Origin of the sequence: Secundilactobacillus silagei JCM 19001, assembly GCF_002217945.1 — a bacterium.
Lineage (GTDB): Bacteria > Bacillota > Bacilli > Lactobacillales > Lactobacillaceae > Secundilactobacillus > Secundilactobacillus silagei.
Genome location: NZ_BCMG01000086.1, coordinates 1 through 206, shown reverse-complemented (window position 1 = coordinate 206; position 206 = coordinate 1). Strand labels below are relative to the sequence as shown.

1 protein-coding gene is annotated in these 206 nt (G+C 51.0%); it reads left to right on the top strand.

The genetic code is table 11. The annotated features are described in order from the left end of the window. Positions 1–206, top strand: a 206-nt coding sequence (locus CES79_RS12990) for a hypothetical protein (protein ID WP_159459512.1), incomplete at both ends; no start/stop codon positions are given.

The window sequence follows — 206 nt, the reverse complement described above, 5'->3', positions numbered from 1 at the left end:
GTGACCAGACGCAGAAGAGCAAAGATAATAGTAATTACCAGAGCGATTCCGGCGAGTACAGTGACGACGTCACGAGTGCCGCAAGTGCGAAGTCGAATGCGTTGAGCAATGACCAGAGCGCTATCAACAGTGATCAGACGAAGATCAACAGCGACTCGACTGGCTTCCAGAGTGATCAAAGCACGGTGGCTTCGGACTTAAGTGAT